Origin of the sequence: Streptomyces sp. 3N207 (assembly GCF_052246355.1) — a bacterium.
In the GTDB taxonomy this organism is placed as follows: Bacteria; Actinomycetota; Actinomycetes; order Streptomycetales; family Streptomycetaceae; genus Streptomyces.
Genome location: NZ_JBQQBV010000001.1, coordinates 396,268 through 415,884 on the forward strand (window position 1 = coordinate 396,268; position 19,617 = coordinate 415,884).

Below are 19,617 nucleotides of genomic sequence, written 5' to 3' on the forward strand. Positions count from 1 at the left end.
GTGGCTTTCTCAGGAAGGAAGGCGCAGCCTTACTTCTTGGGGATCCACTTCTCCCACTTGGACTTGTTCTCCTTGATCCACTTGGCGGCGGCGTCCTCCGGGTCCATCTTCTGCCCGGCGATCATTCCGGCGACCTCGTTCTGGTCCTTGGTGGACCAGTGGAACTTCTTGATGAACTGCGCGGCCTTGCTGTTGCCCTTCGCGAAGTCCGCGTTCATGAACTTCTCGAGCTGGTTGGTCTCATAGCCGCACTTCGCCTTGGAAGCGGGCTCCTCGCAACCCGGGGTGTGCTTGGGCAGCTTCACCTCGACCATGTCGATCTTCTCGTTCATCCACTGCGGCTCCCACCAGTAGGTGAGGAACGGCTTCTTGGCGTCGTACAGCCGCTTCAGCTCCTTGAGCTGAGCCGCCTCCGCGCCGGACGGGATGTGCTTGAACTTCATGCCGAAGTTCTTGATGAGTTCCTTGTCATGCTGCGAGTACGACGGCGCGGCACCGATGAAGTGCCCCAGGTCGCCGCTCTCGGAGGTCTTGAAGTCCTTGTAGTACTTGTTGAGCTTCTTGAAATCCTTGACGGCGTCCGGGTGCTTGTCGGCCCAGTACTTCGGCACGAACCAGCCGATGTGGCCGACCACGCCCAGGTCGCCGCCGGAGACCACGGTCTTCTTCTTGTCGACGTACAGCTTCTGCTTCTTCGGAACGCCGTGCCAGTCCTCAAGAATGGCGTCGGCCTTGCCGCTGTTGAGCGCGTCGAAGGCGACGGGCTCGTCCATCTGCTTGGCCTCGACCTTCACGTCGAGCTCGTCCTCGAGAAGCTTCTTGACAACAGCCGCGTTGGCGGTGGCGCCGACCCACGACGGCTCGGCCAGAACGACCTTGTCGTCGCCGCCGCCGCTCGCCTTGGTGTCGGCGGCGCAGCCGGTCGTGAGGGCGAGGACGCCCAGAATTCCGACGCCGGCGACGCCGATAGTGCTTGCACGCTTGATTCTCATGCGAATTTCTCTTTCGTGAGGGACGGGGTGGGGGGACCCGTCGGGCGGGGGTTTTTCCTCGGGGGGAGCCTCAGTCGCGGACGCGCTTCACGGCCGGCTGGGACAGGCGGTCGAGCATGATGCCGAGGCAGACGATGGCGATACCGGCCGGGAAGCCCTGCGAAAGGTCGCCCTTCGACAGACCCTGCACAACCATGTAGCCGAGCGCGCCGCCGCCGATGAGCCCGGCGATGACGACCATCGAGAGAACCAGCACAACACCCTGGTTGAGCGCGACCAGGATGGACTTCCGCGCCAGCGGCAGCTGCACACCGAACAACTGCTGCTTGCCGGTGGCCCCGAGAGAGGTCGACGCCTCCATCGCGGCCGGGTCGACGTGGCGCAGCCCCTGCGCGGTGATGCGGATGACCGCCGGAGCCGCGTAGATGACCGCGGCGAGGATGCCGCCCGTACGGTTCTGGCCGACCAGCGCGATCACGGGGATCAGGTACACGAACTGCGGCATGGTCTGCATGGTGTCCAGCACCGGCCGCAGCATCCTGTCCACCCGTTCCACGCGGGCGCACAGCACGCCGACCAGCACGCCGACGACGATCGTCAGCACGAGGCCCGCGAGCACCTGCGAGAGCGTGTCCATGGCGACGTCCCACAGCCGCATCCAGCCGACCAGCCCCAGGCAGATCACACCGGTCAGCGCGGCGCGCCAGGTGCCGACGATCCATCCGACGACGGCGACGAGCAGCGCCAGCGCCCACCAGGGGGTGGCCAGCAGACCGTCACGCAGCGGGTTGAGGACGTACTCGGTGAAGCCCTCGGCCCAGGTGATGGTGCCGCCGAGGACGGGGATGCCGGAGCCCAGATGGTCGGTGAACCAGTCGACGGCCGTATCGACGGAGTTGGAGAAGTCGACGACCCAGCCCTCGGGCCACTCGTCTCCGGCGATCGCCGTGCCGACGAACGCGAACACGGCGGTCAGCGCGGCGATCAGGCCCCAGAGGAGCAGCCGCAGCTGTGCCGTCGCGCGGGAGATGCCCGTCTTGACGACGTCGTCGAGCCGCTCGCCGGCCGCGGCCGTCGTCCGGTCCAGCAGCACGGCCAGCAGGACGACCGCGATGCCCGCGACCAGCGCGTCACCGATCTTCAGCGCGCCGAGCGCCTCGTAGACCTCGGACCCCAGGCCGCCGGAGCCGATGAGCGAGGCCAGGACGACCATGGACAGACACATCATGATCGTCTGGTTGAGGCCCAGCATCATCTGTTTACGGGCCAGCGGCAGCCGGGCGGTCAGCAGCCGCTGCCGGGCGTCGGCGCCCAGCGAGGTGGCCGCCTCCAGCGCGGTCGGATCGGCCTGGCGCAGACCGAGCGAGGTGAGCCGGGCCATCGGCGGCGCCGCGTAGATCACCGTCGCGATGAGCGCCGACGGGACGCCGATGTCGAACATCAGCACAAGCGGCAGCAGGTATGCGAAGGCCGGCATGACCTGCATGGTGTCGAAGACGGGCCGCAGGACCTTCTCGAAGCGGTCCGAGAGCCCGGAGGCCAGGCCCAGCAGGGCGCCGAGGAGCGCGGAGAAGACGACCGCGACGATCATCAGCGCCAGCGTCTCCATCGTCGGTTCCCACACGTCCAGCACGCCGCACACCACGAAGACCGCGAGTGCCGTGCCGCCGGTGCGCAGCGCACGCCGGGACAGATCGGCCCCGCCCGCGGCCCAGGCGGTCAGGGTGCCGACGACGATGACGCCGACGTAGCTCATCGACTCCAGCAGGCTCAGCAACATGTCATAGGCGGCCTGCGCGAAGTTGCTGATGTGCAGCAGGAAGTACAGGAAGATCCAGTGCGTGTCGCGGTTGTCGACCAGCCAGTTGTCCAGGTCGTTCAGCGGCGACTTCACGTCGGCGGTCAGCGCGTGCGGCCAGGCGCCCGAGCCGGTGACCAGCGAGCTGACGACGACCACCAGTGCCGCGACGAGCAGCGCGAGGGCCTTCGGGTTCGCCAGGAAGCGGGCGAGCGCCGAGGGCGGGCCCGGCGTCGGCCGCGGCTCGGACGGTCCGCCGGCCGGGGGCGCGGACTTGTCGGCCGCGTCCTTGGTGAGGGTCGGGGAACTCATATCAGCCCCCCGCCGGTATGGGCCGCCTCCGCGGCGCCGTGATGTGCGGTGCTCGTACCGCAGTGTGTGGTGCTCATACCGCGGCCACCTCCCGTCCCTTGCCGCCTTCGTCCGTGGCGTCCTTGTCGAGACCGGCCACGACGGTCAGCAGGCTCGCGTGGTCGACGATGCCGAGCATCCGGCCGTTCTCGACGACGCGGCAGTGTTCGCCGCTGCGCGCGACGGTCGCGATCGCTTCCGAGACGAGCGTGTCGGGGGCGACCTCGGTGCCGGTCTTCGCCTCGGCGGCGTCCGCCGGGCGCATCGCGCGGCGCACCGAGATGACCTGCTCGCGGGGGACATCGCGGACGAAGTCCCGTACGTAGTCGTCGGCCGGGTTGGCGACGATCTCCTCCGGGGTGCCCAGCTGGACGATCTCGCCGTCGCGCATCAGCGCGATGCGGTCGCCCAGGCGCAGTGCCTCGGACAGGTCGTGGGTGATGAAGATCATCGTCCGGCCCTCCTCGTGGTGCAGCCGGATGACCTCCTCCTGCATGTCGCGGCGGATCAGCGGGTCCAGGGCGCTGAACGGCTCGTCGAACAGCATCACTTCCGGGTCGACGGCGAGCGCGCGGGCCAGGCCGACGCGCTGCTGCTGGCCACCGGAGAGCTGTCCCGGGCGGCGCTCCTCCAGGCCCTCGAGGCCGACCTTGGCGACCATCTCGGCGGCGCGTTCGCGGCGTACGGCCTTGGCGAGGCCCTGGATCTCCAGGCCGTAGGCGACGTTGTCCAGCACGGAGCGGTGCGGCAGCAGTCCGAAGTTCTGGAACACCATGGAGGCACGGTGCCTGCGCAGCTGGCGCAGCGCCTCCTTGCCCATGGAGATGACGTCCTCGCCGTTGAACTCCAGCGTGCCCGCGGTGGGTTCGATCAGCCGGGTCAGACAGCGCACCAGGGTGGACTTGCCGGAGCCGGACAGGCCCATGACGACGAAGACCTCGCCCTTGTGCACGTCGAAGGAGACATCGCGGACGGCGGCGGTGCAGCCCGTCCGCTCGCGCAGCTCGCTCTGCGAGAGCTCGGTGACCGACGCGTCGCCCGGTACCCGGTCCGCCTTGGGCCCGAAGACCTTCCACAGGTTGCGTACGGAGAAGACGGGACCCGACCCGCCGTCCTGCACGTTCGCGTTCTCGGTCTCGGTGGTGGCTGTGGCTTCAGCGGTCTCGGACATCACGCAACACCTCCCGGTGCCGTAGTCGCTCGTTGGTCGGTCACAGTGGGTCGGATGAGATCGACCGCCTTCTCGCCGAGCATCAGGACACCGATCATCGGGTTGACGGCGGGCATGGTCGGGAAGACGGAGGCGTCCGCGATGCGGATGCCCGACAGGCCGCGCACGCGCAGCCGTGGGTCGACGACGGCGAGCGCGTCGTCCTCGGCGCCCATCCGGCAGGTGCCCGCCGGGTGGTAGACGGTGTGCGCGGCCTTGCGCACCAGCTCGCTGATCTCCGCGTCGTCCGTCACCTCGGGCCCGGGGAAGACCTCCCGCTTTAGCCACTTGGCGAACGGTTCGGCCTGGGCGACCTTGCGGGCGAGCTTGATGCCGTCCACCAGGGTCCGGCCGTCGTAATCCCCCTCGTCCTCGAAGTACCTGAAGTCGAGCGCGGGCTTGACCTCGGGATCGGCGGAGGTCAGATAGACCCGGCCGCGGCTGCGGGACTTGGGGATGTTGGGGGTCATCGACACGCCGTGCTCGGGGCGCTCGTAGCCCAGTCGCTCGGGGTTGTCGGTGAAGGGGATCTGGTAGAAGTGGAACATCAGGTCGGGGCCCTTGTGGTCCGGGTCCCGCTTGACGAACAGGCCCGCGTCGGAGTCCATCGCGGAGTTGTCCGGGATCGGTCCGTTCGTCTCCCACACGATCACCGACTCCGGGTGGTCGATGAGGTTCTCGCCGACGCCCGGCAGATCGTGCACGACGGGGATGCCCAGCGCCTCCAGGTCCTCCCGCTTGCCGATGCCCGAGTGCAGCAGCAGCCGCGGCGTATCCACGGCACCCGCGCACACCAGCACCTCCCGGCCGGCGGTCAGCAGCTGCTCCTCGCCGACCTTGGTGCGTACGTGGACGCCGGTGACGGTCCTGCCGTCCTCGCCGCCGATTTCCAGCCTGTACGCCCACGTCTCCAGCAGGATGTGCAGGTTGGGGCGGTCGCCGGCCTCGATGTGCGGGTGCAGATAGGCGACGGAGGCAGAGGAGCGCTTGTTGTTCTCCGGGTGGTAGGAGAGGTCGAAGAAGCCGACGCCCTCCTCGAAGGGCCGGTCGTTGAAGCCGACCACCTCGGGGAGGTCGAGGGCTTCCTTGGCGGCGTCGATCCAGTCCTGTGCGATGGCGTTCTGGTCCTTCTTGGCCACGCGCACGATGTTGTTGCGCAGCTTGCCGAAGTACGGCTCCATCTCCTCGGCGCCCCAGCCGGTGGCACCGGCTGCCTCCCACTCGTCCCAGTCGGAGGGCAGCGGCTTGAAGGAGATCAGGGTGTTGTGCGACGAGCAGCCGCCGAGCACCTTGGCGCGGCTGTGCAGGATGTGCGAGTTCCCGCGGGGCTGCTCGGTGGTCGTGTACTCGTAGTCGAGCTCACCACCCAGCAGGCCCAGCCACTTACGGAGGGTGAGCACCTCGGGCCGGTCGATGTCCGAGGGGCCGCCTTCGATGAGGGCGACGGTGACGTCCGGGTCCTCGGCGAGCCGTGAGGCGATCACCGAGCCGGCCGTCCCACCTCCGACGATCACGTAGTCATAGCGGGACATAGAGGTACTGCTCCTTGGGGACATCCGGGAGGGGACTTGCGGTTGGTACGGGTGCGCCCCGGCGGCCCGTGAGGGCGAGCCGCCGTCGCGCTCTGTTCGGGTGTGGGGGTGCGGTGACCTCAGCCGGCGAACCAACGGACCGGGGCGGGGCGCAGGTTTTCGTACACGTGCTTGGTCTCGCGGTATTCGGCCAGACCGTGGGGGCCCAGTTCCCGGCCGACGCCGGACTTGCCGAAGCCTCCCCACTCGGCCTGCGGCAGGTACGGGTGGAAGTCGTTGATCCACACCGTGCCGTGGCGCAGTCGTGCGGCAACCCTGCGCGCACGGGCGGTGTCGCCGGAGAAGACGGCGCCCGCCAGGCCGTACTCGGTGTCGTTGGCAAGCGTTACAGCTTCGTCCTCGGTGCTGAAGCCCTCTACCGTCACGATTGGGCCAAAGGTTTCCTCGCGGACCACCCGCATCGCACGGTGACAGTTGTCCAGCACCGTCGGTGAGTAGAAGTAGCCGCCCTCGGGCCGCACCTCGGACGGCTTCGGGCGCTCTCCGCCGCACCGCAGCTCGGCGCCCTCCTCCAGCGCGGAGGCGACATAGGCTTCGGTCTTCTCCAGCTGCTGCCGGGAGACGAGCGGGCCGCACTCGACGCCCTCCTCGGTGCCGCGGCCGAGCCTGATGCGCTGGGCGCGGGAGGCGAGCTCCGTCACGAAGCGGTCCTTGACGGACTCCTCGATGATCAGCCGGGCTCCGGCGGAGCAGACCTGGCCGCTGTGGATGAACGCGGCGTTCAGGGCCTGGTCGACGGCGGTGTCGAAGCCCTCTTCGGTGGCGCAGGCGTCGGCGAAGACCACGTTGGGGTTCTTGCCGCCGAGCTCCAGCGCGACCTTCTTGACGGAGGGCGCCGCGGCTTGCGCCACCTTGGTGCCGCTGGCCAGCCCGCCGGTGAAGGAGATCAGATCCACGTCGGGGTGCTCGGACAGCCGGGCACCCACCGGGAGCCCGGCGCCGGTGACGAGGTTGGCCACCCCCGCCGGAAGCCCGGCCTCCACCAGCAGCTTCACCAGGTGCACGGTGGACAGCGGGGTGACCTCGCTGGGCTTGATCACAAAAGTGTTGCCCGCGGCCAGTGCCGGGGCAACCTTCCAGCTCGCCTGGAGAAGGGGATAGTTCCAGGGCGTGATCATGGCGCAGACACCGACCGGCTCGTGCACGACGACGCTGTGCACATCCGCGCTGCCCGCGTCCACGACCCGGCCGCCGGACTCGTTCATCACCAGGTCGGCGAAGTAGCGGAACGCGCCTGTGACGTCGTCCACGTCAACCCGGCCCTCTTCGAGGGTCTTGCCGGTGTCGCGGGACTCGATCAGTGCGATCTCCTCGCGGTCGCGCTGGAGGAGGTCGGCGACGCGCCGCAGCAGCGCGGCCCGCTCGGCGGTGGGGGTGTGCGGCCAGGGGCCCTCGTCGAATGCGCGGCGGGCCGCGGCGACGGCCGCGTCGGTGTCCGCTGTGTCGCCCTCGGCGACGACGGCGAGCGTGGTGGCGTCCGCGGGGTCCAGCACCTCCCGCGTACCGCCGGCTGCGGCCGTTCGCCACACGCCGTCACTATGAATGCTCTCCAGAACGGACACCTTCGGTACTGCCTTCCGTTTTCTTACTGCTTTCCCCGGGTGGAGCCCGGTGCCCCGTTGGGGGCTTTTGCCACAGCCTTGGGCAGATGGCAGTCGGGAACCCTGCCCCGATCTCCCGGTCTCATGTCCAAAAACTGATGGCAAGTGGGCTTCATCACTGGCCGAAGTGCGCCACCCCTCGGTGGAACGTACGGTAAGTAGGTCTTTGTCCGTATTTGGCAGTTCGGTGCGCCTCCGCGTAACCGCTGCCTCCCCCACGGCGGATCGGAGCCGTCCCATGCGAAAGCAGCACCGAGTCTCACTGGTCGTAGCCGTATGCGCTGCCGCGACGGCCTCTTCCGGCGGACTCCTGGCCCCGGCTCATGCCACCCCCACGGCCACCCAGCGTGACGGGCCGGATATCGAAGAGTTGTCGGGAGAGGAAATAGCGGCAAAAGCGTCCGCCGAGCTGAATTCCGCGCACTCGGTGCGGGTCAGAATGAAGGCGCCCGACCTCCGGCTCGATCTCGCCCTCGATGAAAAGGCGAACTGTTCCGGAAAAGTAGGGGTTCCCGGCAAAGGTTCCGTACAGCTGGTCAAGCACGGCGACACCATCTGGATCAAGCCAAACGCCGCCTTCTGGAAGGCGCAGCTCGGCCCCGAGCAGGGCGCTGCGGCTGCCGAGAAGTTCAAGGGCCGCTACATCAAGGGCAGCGCCGAGAACGACGACCTCGGCGGCAAGGGCCTGGCCACCGCCTGCGACCTGGACGCCTTCCGCGCCGCCTCCGGGGTGCGCGACACACCAGGACCGCGCTGGAAACGGGGCGACGAGGGGAGCGTGCAGGGCCACCGCTCCATCCCCGTCACCCGCGCCCAGAAGAAGGCCCGCGTCACCATGCACGTCTCCACCGAGGGCAAGCCGTATCCGCTGCGCCTGGAGCGCAAGGCGGGCCGCAACCACGACGAGATCAACCTCGGCCGCTTCGACCGCCCCGTCCCCCGGGCCACCCCGCCCAAGGACCGCACCATCACCGTCGACCAGCTCCGCCGCCACTTCGGGGGCTCCCAGCGGGAGGAACCGCCGTCGGAGTCGGTGTAGCCGACGCGTCGGTGAGGGCGACGGCGAGTACGACGGTGAGCGCGTCGGTGAGGGCGCCGGCGAGCGGGACGGTAGGTGTGTCGGTGAGCTGAGGGCGCGGATCGTGCGGGCGGCGTCAGGGCGCGGATCGCGGGGGCGGCGTCAGGGCGCGCGATCCGCGCCGGCGGTCTCAGGGGGTGGATCGCGCGGGGCCGAGGTCCCGCGCGATCTCCCGTACGCAGCGGCGCAGCCAGCAGTGCGCCGGGTCCTTCTCGTAACGGGGGTGCCACGCCTGGGCGATGGGGAGGGACGGCAGGTCCAGCGGAATCGCGAAGGTGGCCAGCCCCAGCCGCGCCACATGGCCCGCACCCAGCCGCAGCCCGGTACGGCCCACCAGATCGGTCTGCGCCACCATCAGCAGCGTGCTGGTCAGCGTCGGTACGGAGGCCACCACCCGGCGGCGCAGCCCGTGCGCGGCGAGCAACTCGTCGATCGGACCGTGCAGCCTGCCACGGCGCGAGCCCGTCACATGGTCGGCCGCCGCGAACCGTTCCAGGGTGATCTCCCCCTCCAGCAGCGGGTGCCCCTGGCGGACGACGCCGACGTTGGTGTCGGTGAAGAGCTGCTCGACCCGCGTCTCCGGCGCCGGCGCGCTCACCACGCCCAGCTCCAGATCGGCGCTGCCCTCCCGCAGCGCCGTGGACTCCCCGGGCCCCTCCGGGATCAGCCGCAATGAGACGCCCGGCGCCTCCGTACGTACCCGCTCCAGCAGCTGCATCCCGATACCGGTCAGCAGCGCGTCGTCGGCGAGCAGCGTGAACGTACGCTCCAGCGCGCCCGGTTCGAAGGTCCCGTCCGCGCCCGCTCCCGGGGTGAAGACGGCCTCGGCACGCTCCACGATCTCCCGCACCTCCCCGGCCAGCTCCAGCGCGCGGGGCGTCGGCACCATGTGCCGCCCGGCGCGCACCAGCACCGGATCGTCCAGCGCGCGCCGGATCCGGGTCAGGGTCCGGCTCATGGCGGGCGCGGACAGATGCAACCGCTGCGCGGCACCGGTGACGCTGCCCTCGGTGAGCAGGGCGTCGAGCGCTACGAGCAGGTTGAGGTCCAACGACGAGGTGGATTGCATGCAGGGCAACTTTCCCTTGCGAAGGTTGCAATTGAAGTAATCCGGGTGAGCTGCCTACCGTACTGGTGGCTGCGGGACGCCGGGATGGCGGGACTCCGGGGTGGCGGGATTCCGGGACGCCCGGAAGCCTGGATGCCGATGCCGGATGCCGGGACGCCCGGACGCCGGGATGCGGCACCGACGACGCGGAAGCGACCCGCAGACCGGGTGCGTGCGCCCGCACCCGCAGCCGGCCCCGCCCCCACAGCCGCAGCCGCAGCCGCAGCCGCAGAGCCCAACTCTCCTTCTCCTACGCCTTCTCGGGGTACACCCATGCCTGAAAACGCCCTGTCCGCATCCTCTGTCGCTCATTCCGCCCGGGCCCCGCGCCACGGCACCGTGCTCGGTGTGACATCGGCGTGCGTCATGCTCGCCGTCGCGCTGGTGGCCGCCGTCAACCTTGCGTTGCCCAAACTCAGCGCCGGCAGCCTGCATCCCACCCCGGCACAACTGCTGTGGATCGTCGACTCCTACGTCCTCGTCTTCGCCGGACTCCTCATCCCCGCGGGGGCGCTGGGCGACCGGCGCGGTCCCAAGGGCGCCCTGCTGGCCGGTCTCGCCGTCTTCGCCACCGGCTGCCTGCTGGCGGCGCTCGCCCCGAACGTGGCGGTCCTCATCGCCGCCCGGGCGCTCTCCGGTGCGGGCGCTGCGCTGGTGATGCCCGCGACGCTGTCGATCGCCGTACGCTCCGCACCGCCCGAGCGCCGGGCCCACGCCGTCGCCGTCTGGACCGGCGCGACCGGGGCCGCGGGGATGCTGGGGAACCTCGGCGGCGGTCTCATACTCCAATATCTGCCCTGGCAGGGGCTGTTCTGGGCCTCGGCCCCCGCGACGCTGCTCCTGCTGGCGCTGACTGCACGGATGACCCCGCGTACCGCCGGAGCCCCCGCGGGCCCGGCCGACCCCGTGGGCACTGCGCTGCTGGTGCTCGGCTCGTTCGCGCTGCTCACCGCCCTCATCGAGGGCCCCGGCCACGGCTGGGGTTCGCCGCTGGTGCTGGTCTCCTTCGCGCTGGCCGCCCTCCTGCTGGGCGCCTTCGTCGGACACGGGCTGCGTGCGGCACGCCCGCTGGTGGACCCGCGGCTCTTCCGGTCCCGGCCGCTGCGGGCAGGAGTACTGGGGGTGACGGCCACCTTCTTCGGGCTCTTCGCCCTGTTCTTCGTCAACGCCCAGTACCTGCAGTACGCCAAGGGCTACTCCCCCGCCGTCGCCGGGCTCGCCATCGGGCCCCTCGCCATCGGGATGCTGGTCTTCTCCCGCCTCAGCCCCCGGCTCGTGCACCGGTTCGGCCCCCGCTCGATGGTGGCCACCGGACTGGTCTGCCTCACGGCCGGGCTGGGCGCGCTCTCCCTGATCGACGCCGAGACGCCCTACCTCCCCTACGCCGCCGTCCTGATGGTGATGGCCGTCGGCATGGGGCTGTCGATGCCGCCGCTCTCCATGACCGTCCTCAGCTCACTGCCCGCCGACCGCGCGGGCCTGGGCTCCGGACTCAACGGTGCGGCCCGGGAGTTCGGCAGCGCCCTCGGCGTCGCCGCGATGGGCACCGTGATGGCCTCCCACACCGGCGGTTTCACCGACGGAACGGCCGCCGGATTCCGCGTCGCGGCAGGCGTCCTCGCCGTACTCGGCGCGGTGACGGTGCTGTGGCTGCGCCCCGGCCCCCGGCGGAACGGCGGTGAGGCCGACGTCTCCGAGCCGCGCGCTCAGTCCTCCGGGGCGCAGGCAGCCGCCACGGCCAAGCTGTCCTCGTAGAGGTGGTAGCGCGTCACCTCGCCGTTCTCCACCGTGAGCCGCATGGCGAATGGTGAGGTGAGCTCCTTACCCGTCGCCCGTACCCGGCCCGCGATGTTGCCGGTGAGCATCGCCTCGTTCCCCTCGACGACGAGCGCCTCCACCGCCCGCCCGCTGCCCGCCATCGGCTCCACGCCCACAGACAGCTCCCGGAAGTGCGCGGCCACGTCCGCCCGCGTCGAACGGGGCCGCATCCAGAGCGCCGTCGGGTTGGCAGCAATCATCCAGTCGACCTCCTCGGCGAACAGCTCCGCAATCCGCTCGGCATCCCCTTTTCCCACCCGCCCCAGAAACTCCTCCACCCCAGCCCGCGTTGCCCCAGAAGCGGATGCGGGCACAGGGCCTGAATGGCTTCCCTCAACCTCCCTACGAGTCACAATCCTCTCCCTCTCAAGGTCCCAGCCGTCTCGGCCGTCCCAGCCGTCTTAGCCATTTCGGCCGTCTCGGCCGCCCGGCCGTCTCACCAGCCATCCCCGGGCATCCCCCATGCCTGGGGCAGGTCGATCACCAGCGGGGTAAGTGCCCGGGATCCTGGGGGAGTCGGGGATCGTCCGAGCAGGGGGCCGGAGTGGCCAAGGCAGGGGCAGAGCCGACCGGGGAGAGTCGGAGCGGGCAGGACAGGGTGCGGACACAGACGACGCGGGACAGGCCGGGGACGGGACGGGCTCAAGCGGGACAGGCCCGAGCGGGGTCGGCCCGGGCGGGGTCGGCCTGGGCGGGGTCGGCCCGGGCGGGGTCGGCCGGCCCGGGCAGGGAAGGCCGGCCCGGGCAGGGAAGGCCGGCCCGGGCAGGGAAGGCCGGCCCGGGCAGGGAAGGCCGGCCCGGGCAGGGAAGGCCGGCCCGGGCAGGGCAGGACAGGCCCGGGCAGGGCAGGACAGGCCCGGACGGGGCAGGACAGGCCCGGACGGGGCACAGTGGTGGGACTGCGGGCAGGTCCCGGGCCATGGGAAGGTGCTGGGCCATGGGAAGGTCCCGGGCCATGGACAGGCGGAAGGTCGTTCCCAGGCGGAGGCGCGGGTGGTGCGGCTGTTGGAATCGGTGTTCGGTGTGCTCAGGATTGGGCCTGGAGGAGGCAGTCGCCCGCCGCGGTGCGGTAGTAGAGCACCGAGCGTCCTGCCCGTCGCCGTTGGATCAGCCGCGCGTCACGCAGCACCCGCAGATGGCGGCCCACCGAGCCCAGTCCCTGCCCGGTCAGCGCGACGAGTTGGCTGGTGCTCTTCGGGGAGTCGAGCAGCACCAGAACCGTCGCCCGCGCATGTCCGAGCAGGGCCCCCAACGCCTCGGGTACAGGCGCCCCTTCGGCGTCGGCGAGTGCCCCGGAGCACGGATACACCACGGCATAGCGCGGCCCGGCCCGCCCGGCGGGAGATCCAGGTGTACGTGCGGGCCCGTCCTGGGGGCAGTCCGGGGCCGCCTCCCAGGACACCCATCCCGTACGCGGCGTCACTGGCACGAACATCAACCGTGCGCCCGCCAGTTCGCGCGGCGGATAGTCCCGGGAATTGATCTGGAGTCGGCTCCCGCCGAGCCAGCGCATGCCGGGCCGCATGTCGTCGAGCGCCTCGGCCCAGCCGCCCCGGCTCAACTGTGCGGTACGCGCCACCACATCGGCCTCGATGATCCGGCGCCGCCGCGGCCAGTACGGCAGCACCGTCTCCCGCCACACCCACTCCAGGGTGTCCGCCGTACGCTGCGGCAAGTCGTCACGGCGCAGCAGCGCGGGCAGCGGTCCCTTGCTCCCCAACGACACCAGCAGGTCGGCACGCGCCGCGTGCGGAGGTGTCTCCCGCACCCGCGCGACTTCCTGCTCGAAGGTCTCCCCCGCGGGGGCGCCTGAGTCGGGGTCCGGTGTCGGGGTGAGGAAGTCGGCGTTCCAGGTGGGACCGAGCGCAGCGCGTATCAGTTTTTCGGTGACCGGGTCGGCCGCCTGGCGGGCACGGTAGGCGGGCTGATGCGCGTCGAGCCAAGCGCGCTCGCCGGGGTGTGCGGGGCTCCCCCGCTCCAGCACCTTGAGGCTCGCTATCGCCTCCGCGAGCGGCGACACCACGAACCGGCTACCCGCCAACGTGTCGGCGTTGACCTGCCACCACCCCACGGCTCACTCCCCCCGTCGATCCGTCTCCCTGTCGGCGACCGCTCACCCCGCCGCCGAAACCTGTTCGCCCGGCGCCGGCCCGCCGCCGACCGGTCGCCCCGCCGCCTGCCCGCCGGTGACCTGTTAGCCCACCGCCGACCCGCCGTTGGCCCGCCGCCGACCCACCGGCGATCGATCCCCCACCGCTCACCTGTCGCCCCGACCCGCTGGCGTCTGACGCCCCGACCCGCCGGCCTCTGACGCGCCGACGACCCGCCAGCCCGTCGGCGACTCGCCATCCCGTCGGCGGCCTGCCAGCCCGCTGCTCACCGTCGGCCTGCAGCTGACCCGTCAGCCCACTGACCGTCGCCCTTGACCCGCCGCTGACTGACGCCCGGACATCGAGCGGTCTCGCAGCGAACTCGCCGTCAGCCAACGCCGCCCACTCCCCGGCTCGCCCCTGCCACGGCCCACCCATCCGGCATCCCGCCATCCGCGAACCGCGAACCGCAACCGCCAACCGCCAACCGCCAACCCAACGCCCAACGCCCGGGCCCCAACTTCAGCGGCGGACGTTTCGCTCTTCCGCGAAACAGTAACCGGCTGTTCCGATCCGTCCGAGACTCCCGGCCATGCGCACCTACCGCGAGCTCTTCCGGGCGCCCGAGTTCACCCCTCTCTTCCTTGCCAGCACCTTCCAGGTGGCGGGGCACACGGTGAGCGGCCTGGCGCTGGGCACGCTCATCTATGCCGCCACCGGATCCCCGCTGCTGTCCTCCCTCGCCATGTTCGGTCCCTCGCTGGCGCAGCTCATCGGAGCGACGACGCTGCTGTCGGCCGCCGACCGGCTGCGGCCGCGTGCCGCGATGACTGCGCTGCCCCTGGGATTCGCGTTCGGTACCGCTGTCCAGGCCGTGCCAGGGCTGCCCGTCGCGGCGTCGTTCTCCGTACTGCTGGTTCTCGGTGTGCTGGCCTCGTTGGGAGGTGGAGTGCGCTATGGGCTCCTCAACGAGATCCTCTCCAAAGACGGCTACCTCCTCGGTCGCTCGGTGCTCAACATGTCCAACGGCGTCATGCAGATCTGCGGCTACGCGCTCGGCGGTGTGCTTGTCGCTGTTCTCTCCCCGCGCGGCACGCTGCTGGCCGGTGCCGCGCTGTATTTGACGGGTGCCGGCGTTGCCCGGCTCGGTCTGGGGCAGCGCCCGCCCCGCGCCACGGGCCGACCCTCCGTGGCCCAGACCTGGCGGACCAACTCCCTGCTGTGGTCGTCCCCTTCTCGTCGCTTCGTCTACCTGGGGCTGTGGGTGCCCAACGGTCTGGTGGTCGGTTGCGAGTCCCTCTTCGTGCCGTTCGCCCCACGGGAGGCCGGGCTCCTCTTCGCGTGCGCAGCGGTGGGCATGCTGGCCGGGGACACCACCGTCGGCCGCTTTGTGCCCCCTCACCGGCGGAAACGGCTGGCCGTGCCGATGCTTGTGCTGCTGGCCTCCCCCTATCTCCTCTTCGTACTGCACCCTTCGCTGTCCTCGGCGGCGGGGCTGGTGGCGCTGGCTTCCATCGGTTTCGGCGCCAGCCTGCTGCTCCAGGAGCGGTTGATGGAGCTGACGCCGGAGGAGCTGAGCGGTCATGCGCTGGGACTGCACGCGTCCGGGATGCTGGCCATGCAGGGTGTGGGCGCCGCGCTCGCGGGCGCCGTCGCGGAACGCACCTCCCCCGCCACTGCCATGACCGTGATCGCCGGGCTCTCCCTGTTGGTGACTCTCAGCCTCGCCCCTGGCCTCCACCGTGGGGAGCGACCGGGCCTCAACTCCGAGAAGCGCCGGGGCCGCCTGCTCAGGCCAGCTCGCCGCCCACGCCCGAGCGCCCAGCCGGAATCCCCACCAACCGCACCGTCACGCGTTCCTGCACGCTCTCTCCGAGCACAGCGACGACGGCATCGGTGATTGCGGATATCAGCCGGGTGGGCGCTTCCACGAGGTCAGGGTGGTGGAAGAGCCCTTCTCGGGAGCGCAAGGTGACGATCGGCGACAGCTCGTCCGTCACCTTGCCGCCCACGCCCCATCTCCCGCGCGGGACGCCGAAGATCTCGACGCCGACCAGCTCCCGGAACGACTCGGGATACACCGTCAGCGCCGCCTCCGTCAGCTCCTTGACGAGCTGTCCGCTTACGGCGGATTCCTCCCCACCCAGGGCTTCCTCGTGAATCTGCACCTCGAAGTGCGGCATGGCGACTCCCCGATCGGCAAGGTGAACAGCCGGATCGCTACTATCGCGATAGATTCACCTTTGACTACAAAGCATCTTTGACAACAAAGCTAAGGGGAGGCCCGCCGCCATGTCAATGGACGGTCACAGAGAGAGACGGGAGAAAGAGAAGGGGCACTTGGGGACAAAGGAACTGCAGGGAGCCAGGAGTCAGCAGGGGGAGCTGGCCGAGGACGACGCCATACGCGCACTCCTGCTGCTCATGCCGCGCATCGTCGGCCGGGTCAAACGCATCCCCGTACCCGAGGAACTGCAAGCCCTCGCGCTGGCTCCGCGCCATCTGTCCCTGCTCTCGTACCTCCTCTTCGACGGCCCGATGACCGTCAACGATCTGGCCACCCGGCTGGAGGTCGCCCCCACCACGGTCAGCCTGCTGGTGGGCGAGCTGAGCCGGAAGGGCGTGCTGGAGCGGCAGGAGGACGAGAACGACCGGCGCCGCCGCATCGTGAGCATCACCGAGGCGCACCGCCCCACCATCTCGCGCTGGCTGGCCCGCGGCGCCGGCGCCTGGCGCCAGGTGCTGACCGAGCTCTCCCCCGCGGAGCGCGCCCTGATCGTCGCCACCCTGCGCGCATACGAGGACGCGATGGCCGAGGAGGACGGCGGCGACGAGGACTGACGCACCCGACGCCGGCTCCCTGCCGGACCACGCCGGCCCCCGCCGACCCACGGCGCAGCTCCCGGAGCACCCCGAGCATCCGGAGCACCACAGACACCACAGGCACCACGCACCACCGGCACCGGCACCGGCACCGGCACCGGCACCGGCACCGGCACCGGCACCGGCACCGGCAATCCGAAAACACCAACAGCACCGGAAAGCCGAGGGCCCGTACGGATCACCGGATCCGTACGGGCCCTCGGGGCGGAGTGGCTGTGGGGCGGGGCGGGGCGGGCTCAGACCAGGCCGAGACCGCGGACCGCGTCACGCTCGTCGGTCAGCTCCTTGACGGAGGCGTCGATGCGGGTCCGGGAGAACTCGTTGATCTCCAGGCCCTGGACGATCTCGTACTTGCCGTCCTTCGTGGTCACCGGGAAGGAGGAGATGATGCCCTCCGGCACGCCGTAGGACCCGTCCGAGGGAATGCCCATGGAGGTCCAGTCGCCCTCGGGGGTGCCGTTGACCCAGGTGTGCACGTGGTCGATGGCGGCGTTCGCGGCGGAGGCGGCCGAGGAGGCGCCGCGCGCCTCGATGATGGCCGCACCGCGCTTGGCGACGGTCGGGATGAAGTCGTCGGCCAGCCACTTCTCGTCGCCGACGAGCTGCGCGGCGTTCTTGCCGGCGATCTCCGCGTGGAAGATGTCCGGGTACTGCGTGGCGGAGTGGTTGCCCCAGATCGTCAGCTTCTTGATGTCGGCGACGGAGGAGCCGGTCTTCTTCGCGAGCTGGCTGAGCGCGCGGTTATGGTCGAGGCGGGTCATGGCGGTGAACCGCTCGGCCGGTACGTCCGGCGCCGCCGACTGGGCGATCAGGGCGTTGGTGTTGGCCGGGTTGCCGACGACGAGGACCTTGATGTCGTCCGCCGCGTGGTCGTTGATGGCCTTGCCCTGCGGCTTGAAGATGCCGCCGTTGGCCTCCAGCAGGTCGCCGCGCTCCATGCCCTTGGTCCGGGGCCGGGCGCCGACGAGCAGCGCCACGTTGGTGCCGTCGAAGGCGACGTTCGGGTCGTCGGTGATGTCGATGCCCTGGAGCAGCGGGAAGGCGCAGTCGTCCAGCTCCATGGCGGTGCCCTCGGCGGCCTGCAGTGCCGGGGTGATCTCCAGCAGGCGGAGCCTGACCGGTACGTCGGCGCCCAGCAGCTGGCCGGAGGCGATACGGAACAGCAGCGCGTAGCCGATCTGGCCTGCGGCGCCGGTGACGGTGACGTTGACGGGGCTGACGGGAGTGCGGGTCATGGCGTTCTCCGTAGTACCTGACGTGGCTGGCGGGTGGCCGGAAGTCTCTCTACGTCAAGAGACCCATCGGTCAGGCTATCCGACCCCGTGCCCGCCCTACCCCCGGGTCCGCTCACCGCGCCTTCTTCCCCGGAACGGTGCAGCCCTTGCCGCCCGCCGCCAGCGTCGCGCAGGCACGCGCCTCGTTCTGCGTCCCTACGGAGACCATTTCGGTGTAGGCGTCGTTCGTCGTCCGCACCTTGTCGCTCTCCGCCTGGCCGCCCGGTCCGGTGATGCGCAGCGCGTCGCCCGTCCTGGCCCTGGTGATCCGGGCCCAGGACGCCTTGCAGACCTTGCTGTAGCGGACCTCGACGAAGCTGGTGCCGACCCATGCGGAGCTGTTGGTGCCCGCGTGCTTGCCGCCGCAGCCCATGTCCTCCGGGTCCTTGCCCGAACAGCCCTTGCCCGAACACTTCACCCCTGCGGGGAGCTGTGGTGAGCTCTTGCGGCTGGGGCTGGGCTCCGGTCCGGCGGAATCGTCGTTGCCGCCACTGAGGTTGAAGAAGAGAACAGCGCCTGCTGCGACGACCAGCACGGCCACGAGGGACGCCAACAGCACGGTGACCTTGCGACGGCCGCCTGGAGCCTTCGCCGTACGGTCGCTGTCGGAACCTCCGGGGGGCGGCGGTACGGGGACGCCATGCGGGGCTGCGCCGCTGCCCGGAGCAGGTGGAGCAGCCGGGGTCTGCCCGGGGGCGCCCGGTGCACTTGCCACGCCTTGGCCGACTGCTGTACCGGGGTTGCCGGAGGTGGCGGTGCCGTTCGTAGTGGCATCCGTAGTGGCACGGGCGGACGCTCCCCAGTCGGTGGAATCGGACCGGTGGCGTCGTTCGCGCAAGCTCGCGCTGTTGCCCACCGCACGGGAGGCGTCGTTGCCCGCCGCGTCGTTGCCCGCCGTACGGGAGGCGTCCTTGCCCGCCGCACGGATGGCGTCCTTACGCAGGATGGCCGTCCCCACATCCCCGCTCTCCGGGGCGCCTTGGTGCGATGTGCCGCCCTGTGGGGGCACGCCACCGTCGGGGATGCCGGCATCGGGCACACGGGCATCGGGTGCGCCGGAATCGGCGCCGGGCTCGGTTGCACCATCAGCGGGGCCATCAGCGAGCGCACCGCCGACGGGCGTGCCCCCATCGGGTGCGGCACCATCCAGGGCGCTCTTGCTCCTGCGTCGTCTGCGCCCCTTCTCGCGGGCCTCCCCGGGCTCGTTCAGTGCGGCCCGCGCCTGGGCGATCTGAATGGCCTCCAGAGTGGTGTCGTGCCGCATCTCGCTACGGCTCCACGCCCGTTCGGCCAGCTCCCACATGGTGCCGAGGTGACGCACATCGGTACCGGTCACCTCGGCGAGCGCCTGGGTCGCACCGCGCGGCGGCAACAGGCGGCCGTTCAGATAGCGCTCCCAGGACGACTTGCTGTATCCGGTCCGGTCGGCGATGGTGGCGACGCTCAGCCCGCTGCGGTCGACGAGCCGCCGTAGCTGGCTCGCGAACTCCCGGATCTGCGGGTCCAGATCCTCCGGTAGCGACCTCCAACGAGGCATTGCTTCCCCCTTGTCCGCGAGTGCGCTCTCAGCTTTTTTCCTTCCCCCGTGTCGCGCCACGGCCCCGGGTGCTCGTCCGCGCAAACGCCCCCTAGTGTGCCAGCCCGTCCGGACGCCAACCGTTACGTCCCCCATGTAACTGCTCGTCACATGGCAGCCATGCGGCCGTCGCCTCCCCCGAGCCCGCAACGCAGCGCATCCGCACCGGCTCCTCGCTCGTGCAGTGCGCCCCATTCCGTCCCCCTGAGGCGGAAGGAACTGGCCACCCAGCGCCGGGGCTTCGAC

15 protein-coding genes are annotated in these 19,617 nt (G+C 70.5%); 4 read left to right on the forward strand and 11 right to left on the reverse strand.

Annotated elements, in window-relative coordinates:
- Positions 1 to 29 precede the first annotated feature (29 nt).
- The 5 genes from ACTWP9_RS01820 to ACTWP9_RS01840 all read right to left on the reverse strand — a co-directional run bounded on the left by ACTWP9_RS01820 (position 30) and on the right by ACTWP9_RS01840 (position 7,505).
- Entirely contained in the window at positions 30 to 992 is a 963-nt protein-coding gene (locus tag ACTWP9_RS01820; RefSeq protein ID WP_443244136.1) for a glycine betaine ABC transporter substrate-binding protein, read from the reverse strand.
- A gap of 70 nt (positions 993 to 1,062) precedes the next feature.
- The gene (locus ACTWP9_RS01825; RefSeq protein WP_443244137.1) at positions 1,063 to 3,102 is read right to left on the reverse strand and encodes an ABC transporter permease; all 2,040 of its coding nucleotides are present in this window, start codon (positions 3,100 to 3,102) and stop codon (positions 1,063 to 1,065) included.
- 73 nt (positions 3,103 to 3,175) lie between these two features.
- On the reverse strand, positions 3,176 to 4,312 hold the full coding sequence (locus ACTWP9_RS01830; protein ID WP_443244138.1) for a quaternary amine ABC transporter ATP-binding protein: 1,137 nt from the start codon (positions 4,310 to 4,312) through the stop codon (positions 3,176 to 3,178).
- Positions 4,312 to 5,883, reverse strand: a complete 1,572-nt coding sequence (locus tag ACTWP9_RS01835) for a GMC family oxidoreductase (protein ID WP_443244139.1) — start codon at positions 5,881 to 5,883, stop codon at positions 4,312 to 4,314. The genes ACTWP9_RS01830 and ACTWP9_RS01835 overlap by 1 nt, the downstream gene beginning before the upstream one ends.
- 119 nt (positions 5,884 to 6,002) lie before the next feature.
- Positions 6,003 to 7,505, reverse strand: a complete 1,503-nt coding sequence (locus ACTWP9_RS01840) for an aldehyde dehydrogenase family protein (protein ID WP_443244140.1) — start codon at positions 7,503 to 7,505, stop codon at positions 6,003 to 6,005.
- A 277-nt stretch (positions 7,506 to 7,782) separates the two neighbouring features.
- Between ACTWP9_RS01840 and ACTWP9_RS01845 the strand changes: the two genes are divergently transcribed.
- Complete coding sequence (locus tag ACTWP9_RS01845; protein WP_443244141.1) at positions 7,783 to 8,583, forward strand: hypothetical protein; 801 nt, start codon at positions 7,783 to 7,785, stop codon at positions 8,581 to 8,583.
- 169 nt (positions 8,584 to 8,752) lie between these two features.
- On the opposite strand, the gene ACTWP9_RS01850 is transcribed toward ACTWP9_RS01845, so the two are convergent.
- On the reverse strand, positions 8,753 to 9,691 hold the full coding sequence (locus ACTWP9_RS01850; RefSeq protein ID WP_443244142.1) for a LysR family transcriptional regulator: 939 nt from the start codon (positions 9,689 to 9,691) through the stop codon (positions 8,753 to 8,755).
- Positions 9,692 to 10,078: 387 nt separating this feature from the next.
- On the opposite strand from ACTWP9_RS01850, the gene ACTWP9_RS01855 reads away from it, so the two are divergent.
- The gene (locus ACTWP9_RS01855; RefSeq protein ID WP_443244143.1) at positions 10,079 to 11,485 is read left to right on the forward strand and encodes an MFS transporter; all 1,407 of its coding nucleotides are present in this window, start codon (positions 10,079 to 10,081) and stop codon (positions 11,483 to 11,485) included.
- Here ACTWP9_RS01855 and ACTWP9_RS01860 read toward each other — a convergent pair.
- Together ACTWP9_RS01860 and ACTWP9_RS01865 are read right to left on the reverse strand one after the other, a co-directional pair.
- The gene (locus ACTWP9_RS01860) at positions 11,437 to 11,901 is read right to left on the reverse strand and encodes a nuclear transport factor 2 family protein (RefSeq protein WP_443244144.1); all 465 of its coding nucleotides are present in this window, start codon (positions 11,899 to 11,901) and stop codon (positions 11,437 to 11,439) included. The two genes, ACTWP9_RS01855 and ACTWP9_RS01860, sit on opposite strands and share 49 nt — an antisense overlap.
- A 674-nt stretch (positions 11,902 to 12,575) precedes the next feature.
- Positions 12,576 to 13,619 (reverse strand): ArsR/SmtB family transcription factor, encoded by a 1,044-nt coding sequence (locus ACTWP9_RS01865; protein ID WP_443244145.1) that lies wholly within the window; start codon positions 13,617 to 13,619, stop codon positions 12,576 to 12,578.
- 611 nt (positions 13,620 to 14,230) lie between these two features.
- Here ACTWP9_RS01865 and ACTWP9_RS01870 point away from each other — a divergent pair.
- Positions 14,231 to 15,538, forward strand: coding sequence for an MFS transporter (locus tag ACTWP9_RS01870; protein WP_443244146.1), 1,308 nt, complete (start codon positions 14,231 to 14,233; stop codon positions 15,536 to 15,538).
- Here the strand turns inward: ACTWP9_RS01870 and ACTWP9_RS01875 are convergent.
- Positions 15,429 to 15,821, reverse strand: a complete 393-nt coding sequence (locus ACTWP9_RS01875; protein ID WP_443244147.1) for a tautomerase family protein — start codon at positions 15,819 to 15,821, stop codon at positions 15,429 to 15,431. The two genes, ACTWP9_RS01870 and ACTWP9_RS01875, sit on opposite strands and share 110 nt — an antisense overlap.
- 241 nt (positions 15,822 to 16,062) lie before the next feature.
- On the opposite strand from ACTWP9_RS01875, the gene ACTWP9_RS01880 reads away from it, so the two are divergent.
- Positions 16,063 to 16,479 carry a MarR family winged helix-turn-helix transcriptional regulator gene (locus ACTWP9_RS01880; protein WP_443244378.1) on the forward strand — a complete coding sequence of 139 codons (417 nt, stop codon included), beginning with the start codon at positions 16,063 to 16,065 and terminating at the stop codon, positions 16,477 to 16,479.
- Between the two features lie 278 nt (positions 16,480 to 16,757).
- Here ACTWP9_RS01880 and ACTWP9_RS01885 read toward each other — a convergent pair whose 3' ends face one another.
- The gene (locus ACTWP9_RS01885; protein WP_443244148.1) at positions 16,758 to 17,756 is read right to left on the reverse strand and encodes a malate dehydrogenase; all 999 of its coding nucleotides are present in this window, start codon (positions 17,754 to 17,756) and stop codon (positions 16,758 to 16,760) included.
- A 112-nt stretch (positions 17,757 to 17,868) separates the two neighbouring features.
- Positions 17,869 to 19,332, reverse strand: a complete 1,464-nt coding sequence (locus ACTWP9_RS01890; protein ID WP_443244149.1) for a helix-turn-helix domain-containing protein — start codon at positions 19,330 to 19,332, stop codon at positions 17,869 to 17,871.
- Positions 19,333 to 19,617 lie beyond the last annotated feature (285 nt).